This is a genomic window from Maribacter thermophilus (genome assembly GCF_001020565.1).
GTDB classification, from domain to species: domain Bacteria; phylum Bacteroidota; class Bacteroidia; order Flavobacteriales; family Flavobacteriaceae; genus Maribacter; species Maribacter thermophilus.
Genome location: NZ_LDAS01000001.1, coordinates 91,315 through 99,150, shown reverse-complemented (window position 1 = coordinate 99,150; position 7,836 = coordinate 91,315). Strand labels below are relative to the sequence as shown.

Here is a 7,836-nt window from a genome sequence, read left to right as displayed (position 1 = left end):
CGTCATTGTCGCTGTCGATGTCCAAATGGTTCGGGATGCCATCGCCGTCGGTGTCCAGGGGATCCGTCAAGGGATCGCCGTCACCGTCAAGGTCCGGGTCCTCCACCGAATCCAATATACCGTCGTTGTCGTCATCAAGGTCAGCACTGTCGGGCACACCGTCCCCGTCCGTGTCAGGATCCGTGATAGTATTAACATCTAAATAATCGGGTGTACCGTCACTGTCCGTATCGTCGTTGGTAGGATCCCCGTTACCATCGGCATCCTCGTCGGGGGTGTCGATGCCGTCGCCGTCATCGTCAAGGTCCCGGTAGTTAACGTCCTCAGTGCCATCCGTATCGGGAAGGTCGTTCGCGGGATCGTCTATCTCGTCGTTCACGTCAAAGCCGTCGTCCACATCACTGCCCTCGTAGCCATCGTCAAGACCGTCGCCGTCCGTATCGACACCGGTATATTCGTTCTCGGGCTTGCCATCAAAGTTGAAATCATGGCCCTCATTGTTATCGGGCACTAAATCATCATCACTATCAAAATCTTGATAATCAGGCTTATCCGGTCTTGGTGAACCATCCGTATTTACAGGGTCCAAACCACCAATATAAGCACTGTTTACACCGTTGTTGGAAGCATAGGTTGCCTCATCATCCTCGTTCGGCGCTACGTAACCATCAGTCGTCTGGGCCTCCACGTTGTCGGGAATACCGTCGTTGTCAGTATCTATATCCAAATGATTGGGTTTACCATCTCCATCACGATCATTTAATGTAATACCTTCTCCTCCTCCTGGACAGCTCTCGTATACATCATCCAAACCGTTTCCATCTGAATCTATTCCGGACTTAGGTTTATAATTATGAAAATTTTGAGATTCTAAATTATCTAGAATACCATCGTTATCAGAATCCAAATCTAAATAATCAGGAACACCATCACCATCCGTGTCCGTCGGATTTGTAGTATGATCATGGTCCCCATCTAGATTAGCATCTTCATCTTCATCCGTTATACCATCCCCATCAGTATCAATGTCGTCATAGTCATATACACCATCACCATCTGCATCCTCTGTAAAATAATTTACAGTTCTTTCTTCCGCCCCAATAACAGAGAATGAGAAACTTAATAAAATTGCCGTTAAAAAAGAGAGTCTCTTAACCGAAGTGATATAATGTTCAAAAAAAGTAATTTCGCCCATATATGTTTAGTTTTATTTACTAATCACCATGGCAAATTAAAAGTAGGAAATAATGAAGGATAAGAATGGGGACTACTTCAAAGAATGGTCTGCAAGATAATAGTAAAATAATTAGCTTTTATATATTTCGGATAACTTGTTGATAAATATCTATTAAGTACACTATTTCAAATATTAGCCCATAAGCACTACTATTATTTTTACCTATCGATTCATTTTCAACATAATACTTTCATTTATAAACACAAATACTACCTCAATTAATTCTGGTCAAAATAGCCAATTTCCAGTACTTTTGCCAAAATTGATTTTTGATGAGTTTTAAAAACGAGATTGAGAGAAGAAGAACTTTTGGTATTATTTCGCATCCCGATGCAGGAAAAACCACATTGACGGAGAAGTTATTGCTTTTTGGTGGCGCCATTCAAGAAGCCGGGGCGGTTAAAAACAATAAAATCAAAAAAACTGCCACTAGTGATTTTATGGAAATTGAAAGACAAAGAGGAATTTCTGTTGCTACATCTGTATTGGCATTTATTTATAAGGACAAAAAAATTAATATACTGGACACCCCTGGGCACAAAGATTTTGCAGAGGACACTTTTAGGACCTTAACTGCAGTGGACAGTGTAATTGTTGTAATCGATGTCGCCAAAGGTGTCGAGGAGCAGACCGTGAAACTGGTGGAGGTTTGTCGGATGAGAAAAATTCCGATGCTCGTATTCATCAACAAATTGGATAGAGAAGGCCAAGATGCTTTTGATCTTTTAGATGAACTTGAACAAAAGTTAGGTCTTTCCGTAACTCCGTTGAGTTTTCCTATAGGTATGGGGTATGATTTCAAGGGAATATATAATATATATGAAAAAAACATAAACCTGTTTAGTGGGGACAGCAAAAAAAATATTGAGGAAACTATTGCATTCAACGATATTGAAAACCCTGAACTGGAAAAAATAATAGGCTCATCCGCCGCCGAAAATCTTCGCGACAATTTAGACCTAGTATGGGGGGTGTACCCTCCGTTCGACAAGGATCTATATTTAAAAGGGGAACAGCAACCTGTATTTTTTGGTTCGGCCCTTAACAACTTTGGTGTTCGGGAACTATTAGATTGTTTTATCGAAATTGCACCATCTCCAAAACCAAAGATGGCAGAAGAGCGTTTGGTCAGGGCCGATGAAAAGGATTTGACCGGTTTTGTATTCAAAATCCATGCGAACATGGATCCAAAGCACAGAGACCGCTTGGCTTTTGTAAAAATTGTATCAGGTACTTTTGAAAGAAACAAGCCGTATCTACATGTTAGATTGAACAAGAAACTTAAATTTTCGAGTCCTAACGCATTTTTTGCAGAAAAAAAAGAAATTGTGGATGTCTCTTATCCTGGAGATATTGTTGGTTTACACGACACAGGTAATTTTAAGATAGGTGACACTTTGACCGAAGGCGAAATATTACATTACAAAGGTATACCAAGTTTTTCTCCTGAACACTTTAGATACATCAACAATGCAGACCCCATGAAATCGAAGCAACTATATAAGGGCATAGACCAGTTGATGGACGAAGGGGTCGCTCAGTTATTTACCCTTGAGATGAACGGCAGAAAAGTAATAGGTACCGTGGGAGCTTTGCAATTTGAGGTAATACAATATAGACTGGAACATGAATACGGAGCCAAATGTAGTTACGAAAATTTTCCTGTATACAAAGCGTGTTGGGTTGGAACAGATAATAACAAAGGTGACGAATACAAAGAATTTATTAGGGTTAAACAAAAGTTCTTGGCGAAAGATAAAAGAGGCCAATTGGTATTTCTTGCAGATTCACAGTTCTCCTTACAAATGACCCAACAAAAATATCCGAACGTAAAACTTCATTTTGTATCCGAATTTGAATAAAAAAAGCCCACATTTAGTGGGCTTTTTTTATGCTTCTCCTGTTGGTCCAAAATTCAAAGGTATGGGAGGTTGCTCATAATCCTTTATAGTACCATGGGCCTTCTCAAATCTTTGAACATTATCGTGAAGGGCCTTCAAAAATTTTTTAGCGTGCTGTGGGGTTAAAATAATTCTACTTTTAACCTTGGCCTTGGGAGCCCCAGGCATCATACTTATGAAGTCTACCACAAATTCTGACACCGAATGATTTATAATGGCCAAATTGGAATAAATACCTTCGGCCGTTTTTTCATCCAACTCTATATTTATTTGTTTCTGATTCTGTTTTTTATCGTCAGTCATCTTATTAAAAGTTTAAACAAAAAAAGCCCTCAATTAAATTGAGGGCTTTGGATATTTAGAATCTTAAGGCCTCTTTTCTGGCCATTATCTCATCGTACTCTTCTTTGGAACCGACTATAATATTCTCATAGTCCCTCATTCCCGTACCTGCCGGAATCTTATGTCCTACGATAACATTTTCTTTCAATCCTTCCAAAGTATCCACTTTACCACTTACTGCGGCCTCGTTCAACACTTTTGTGGTTTCTTGGAAAGACGCCGCCGAAATAAACGACTTAGTCTGTAACGAAGCTCTTGTAATACCTTGTAATATTGGAGTCGCAGTGGCCGCAACAGCATCACGTGCCTCTACAAGTGCCTTATCACTTCTCTTCAACACAGAATTTTCGTCACGAAGTTCTCTAGATGTAACAATCTGTCCAGGTTTCAAGTTTTCCGAATCACCGGCTTCCATAACTACTTTCTTACCAAAGATTTCATCGTTTTCCTTAATAAAATCGTCTTTATGAATCAATTGGTTTTCAAGGAATATAGTATCACCTGGGTCAACAATTCTCACTTTACGCATCATTTGTCTTACAACAACCTCAAAGTGTTTATCATTGATTTTTACCCCTTGTAAACGATACACCTCTTGAACCTCGTTAACCAAATATTGCTGAACAGCTGATGGACCTTTAATCGCCAAGATATCTTCTGGCGTAATAGAACCATCCGATAATGGCATACCTGCTCTTACATAATCGTTTTCTTGAACCAAGATTTGATTAGAAAGTTTCACTAGGTATTTCTTGACCTCACCAAGTTTTGACTCTATAATGATTTCTCGGTTACCTCTTTTTATCTTACCAAAAGAAACTACACCGTCTATCTCAGAAACAACAGCAGGGTTAGAAGGGTTACGCGCTTCAAAAAGTTCGGTTACCCTTGGAAGACCACCTGTAATATCACCTGCCTTCGCAGATTTACGTGGTATTTTAACCAAAATCTTACCTTCTTTGATCTTATCCCCATCATCTACCATTAAGTGAGAACCTACGGGAAGGTTATACGATCTTAATGTTTCACCTTTGGCATCTTGAATCAATAAGGTTGGAATCAGCTTTTTGTTCCTGGATTCAGAAATTACTTTCTCTTGGAAACCTGTTTGTTCATCGATCTCTACTTGATAGGTAACTCCTTGCTCTATATTCTCGTATGCAATCTTACCAGGGAACTCGGAAACAATTACACCATTGTATGGATCCCAAGAACATATCAAATTACCTTTTTCTACTTTGGCTCCATCTTCTATGAACAATTGTGAACCATAAGGAATGTTATTGGTACTAAGGGTAATTCCTGTTTTACCATCAACTATCTTTATTTCAGATGTTCTTGATATTACAATATCAACCGGTTTTCCTTCGGCATTTTCACCTTTTACGGTTCTTAAATCCTCTATCTCCGCAACACCAGAAAATTTGGCTTCCAATTTATTATCCTCTGAAATGTTACCGGCAATACCCCCCACGTGGAAAGTACGCAACGTTAACTGAGTACCTGGTTCACCGATAGATTGTGCAGCAACTACACCAACAGCTTCACCTCTTTGTACCATTTTATTAGTAGATAGGTTTCTACCGTAACATTTCGCACAAATTCCTTTTTGGGCTTCACAGGTCAATGCCGAACGAACTTCCACTTTCTCTATTGGAGAAGCTTCTATTTTCTTAACATCGGACTCCATTATTTCTTGACCCGCCTTTAACAACAACTCTTCTGTTACCGGATCATAAACATCATGTAATGAAACACGACCTAAAATTCTTTCTCCTAAGGTTTCAACTATTTCCTCATTTTTCTTAAGAGCCTGAATTTCTACACCTCGTAATGTCTCACAATCCTCGATGTTAATGATTACATCTTGTGACACATCTACTAGACGACGTGTTAAATACCCGGCATCCGCCGTTTTCAATGCAGTATCCGCAAGACCTTTACGTGCACCGTGGGTAGAGATAAAATATTCAAGAATCGACAGTCCTTCCTTAAAGTTCGAAAGAATTGGGTTCTCAATAATCTCACCACCACCAGCAGTTGATTTTTTAGGCTTGGCCATCAAACCACGCATACCTGTTAACTGACGAATTTGCTCTTTAGAACCCCTTGCTCCGGAATCCAACATCATGTACACAGAGTTAAACCCTTGTTTATCTTCCCGTATACGCTTCATTGCCAATTCGGTAAGCATAGCATTGGTGGAAGTCCACACATCGATTACCTGATTGTAACGTTCGTTGTTGGTAATAAGACCCATATTATAATTGGCCATAATTCCGTCAACGTCATTGTTGGCCTCAGCTATCATATCGGTCTTTTCTTCAGGAATAATAATATCACCTAAACTAAAGGATAATCCACCTTTAAAGGCGAACTCATATCCCATCGTCTTGATCTTGTCCAAGAAACTGGCCGTGGTAGGAACATCGGTAACAGCTAAAATATCACCAATAATATTCCTTAAAGCCTTTTTATTAAGTACCTGGTTTATGTAACCTGCCTCTTCTGGAACATTCTTGTTGAACAATACTCTACCAACAGTTGTTGGAATGATCTGGTATACCAGCTCCCCTTCCTCATTAAAGTCTTTCGCCCTTACTTTTATACCGGCATTAAGATCTACTTTACCTTCGTTAAAGGCTATCTCAACCTCTTCAGCGGAATAGAATGTTAATCCTTCTCCTTTTACAGGAACCTCAGGTGTGGATTTGCGTTCTTTGGTCATATAATAAAGACCCAAGACCATATCCTGTGAAGGTACTGTAATCGGCGAACCATTTGCTGGGTTCAATATGTTCTGTGAAGCCAGCATTAATAACTGAGCCTCTAGAATTGCCTCTGGTCCCAATGGTAAGTGAACTGCCATCTGGTCCCCATCAAAATCCGCGTTAAACGCCGTACACGCCAATGGGTGTAATCGAATTGCCTTACCCTCAATTAATTTCGGTTGGAAAGCCTGTATACCCAAACGGTGCAATGTAGGAGCACGGTTCAAAAGAACTGGGTGTCCTTTCAATACATTTTCAAGAATATCCCAAACAACCGGTTCTTTCTTATCTATTATTTTCTTGGCCGATTTTACTGTTTTGACAATACCTCTTTCTATCAATTTTCTGATAACAAAAGGTTTGTAAAGCTCCGCAGCCATATCTTTTGGAAGACCACATTCATACAAGTTCAATTCCGGTCCAACGACAATTACCGAACGTGCCGAATAATCAACACGTTTACCCAGTAAGTTTTGACGGAAACGACCTTGCTTACCTTTTAACGAATCTGAAAGGGATTTTAACGGTCTGTTAGATTCTGTTTTAACTGCCGAAGCTTTTCTCGTGTTATCAAACAGAGAATCTACCGCCTCTTGAAGCATACGCTTCTCGTTACGCAAAATAACTTCAGGTGCTTTTATTTCTACCAACCTTTTTAAACGGTTGTTTCTGATAATAACCCTTCTGTACAAATCGTTTAAATCCGACGTAGCAAAACGACCACCATCCAATGGCACCAATGGACGTAATTCTGGTGGTATCACAGGAATCACTTTCATGATCATCCACTCTGGGAGGTTTTCACGATTTTCTTGTGACTCCCTTAATGCCTCAACAACTTGTAATCTCTTTAAAGCCTCTGTTTTTCTTTGTTTAGAGGTTTCTGTATTGGCCTTATGTCTAAGCTCAAAAGAAAGTTCTTTTAAATTGATTCTACCTAAGAGATCAATTAAACATTCAGCTCCCATTTTGGCAATAAACTTGTTGGGATCTGTATCCTCTAAATATTGATTTTCTTGCGGAAGGGATTCTAAAATGTTCAAATACTCCTCTTCTGTCAAGAAATCCATTTTGTTTATTTCTTCACCTTCAGGACCTTTTGCGATACCTGGTTGTATTACTACATAACGCTCGTAGTAAATGATCATATCCAACTTCTTGGATGGCAACCCAAGAAGGTATCCGATTTTATTAGGCAAAGAACGGAAGTACCAAATATGCGCAACAGGTACAACAAGGTTAATATGACCTACCCTGTCTCTTCGTACTTTTTTCTCTGTAACTTCAACACCACAACGGTCACAAACGATACCCCTATAACGAATACGTTTGTATTTACCACAAGCACACTCATAATCCTTTACCGGACCAAAAATACGCTCACAGAACAAACCATCACGTTCAGGTTTGTGTGTTCTATAATTAATTGTTTCAGGCTTTAAAACTTCTCCCCTGGATTCTGCCAAAATTGCTTCTGGAGACGCCAATCCGATTGAAATTTTATTAAACCTTTTTATTGGGTTATTATCTTTTATTCTTGCCATAATAGCGTGCTGATAATGATTTTAATTTTATTACAAATAGC

3 protein-coding genes and 1 pseudogene are annotated in these 7,836 nt (G+C 39.4%); 1 reads left to right on the top strand and 3 read right to left on the bottom strand.

What is annotated here, in order from left to right:
• Positions 1 to 1,195: pseudogene (locus AB657_RS18035) on the bottom strand (hypothetical protein); the annotation flags it as partial.
• Positions 1,196 to 1,509: 314 nt separating this feature from the next.
• Between AB657_RS18035 and AB657_RS00490 the strand changes: the two are divergent.
• Positions 1,510 to 3,099 (top strand): peptide chain release factor 3, encoded by a 1,590-nt coding sequence (locus AB657_RS00490; protein WP_047244714.1) that lies wholly within the window; start codon positions 1,510 to 1,512, stop codon positions 3,097 to 3,099.
• Between the two features lie 27 nt (positions 3,100 to 3,126).
• On the opposite strand, the gene AB657_RS00485 is transcribed toward AB657_RS00490, so the two are convergent.
• Together AB657_RS00485 and rpoC are read right to left on the bottom strand one after the other, a co-directional pair.
• On the bottom strand, positions 3,127 to 3,441 hold the full coding sequence (locus tag AB657_RS00485; RefSeq protein ID WP_047244713.1) for a DUF3467 domain-containing protein: 315 nt from the start codon (positions 3,439 to 3,441) through the stop codon (positions 3,127 to 3,129).
• A gap of 55 nt (positions 3,442 to 3,496) precedes the next feature.
• Complete coding sequence (gene rpoC / locus AB657_RS00480) at positions 3,497 to 7,795, bottom strand: DNA-directed RNA polymerase subunit beta' (RefSeq protein WP_047244712.1); 4,299 nt, start codon at positions 7,793 to 7,795, stop codon at positions 3,497 to 3,499.
• Positions 7,796 to 7,836: the final 41 nt, after the last annotated feature.

Bases quoted from the DNA above. Each gene is read 5' to 3' on its own strand.
- AB657_RS00485 (WP_047244713.1), bottom strand. From the start codon at position 3,441: ATGACTGACGATAAAAAACAGAATCAGAAACAAATAAATATAGAGTTG.
- rpoC (WP_047244712.1), bottom strand. From the start codon at position 7,795: ATGGCAAGAATAAAAGATAATAACCCAATAAAAAGGTTTAATAAAATT.
- AB657_RS00490 (WP_047244714.1), top strand. From the start codon at position 1,510: ATGAGTTTTAAAAACGAGATTGAGAGAAGAAGAACTTTTGGTATTATT.